Below are 592 nucleotides of genomic sequence, written 5' to 3' on the forward strand. Positions count from 1 at the left end.
TTCGAAACAACCCCGGTGGTGTATTGCAGGCGGCGGTACAAATTGCTGATGAGCTATTAGAAGAAGGCCTTATTGTCTATACAAAGGGTCGCTCTGAAATTGCGGACCTTAGCTTTAGTGCCACCGAAGGGGATGCACTAAATGGACTACCTATTATCGTGCTGATTGATACCGGTTCAGCATCTGCTTCAGAAATTTTAGCTGGCGCGCTCCAAGATCATAAACGTGCAGTGATCATGGGAACTCAAAGCTTCGGTAAAGGCTCTGTTCAAAATGTACTGCAGTTAGACGAAGATCATGCATTAAAACTAACAACAGCTCGCTACTTCACGCCAAACGGAAGATCTATCCAAGCACAAGGCATCGTGCCAGACATTGTCGTAAATCGCGCCAAATTAGGCGATGAGCAAAAGCCTGACTTCTACCGTGAAGCCGACTTAGAAGGCCACTTGAGCAACGGTAACGATTCCGATAACGCTGGAACTCAAGATGAAGAAAACGGTGATGATAGCAATATGAAAGAACGTCTCGAAAAAGACTTCCAGTTACAAGAAGCACTCAGTCTGTTGAAAGCCATTGATATCCTAAAAAT

Annotated in this window: 1 protein-coding gene; it reads left to right on the forward strand. The window is 44.9% G+C overall.

Features of this window, described 5'->3' with window-relative positions; translation table 11 throughout:
• On the forward strand, positions 1–592 hold a 592-nt coding region (locus A3738_RS27485; protein ID WP_231876782.1), incomplete at both ends, for a S41 family peptidase.

It is taken from the genome of Oleiphilus sp. HI0066 (assembly GCF_001635725.1).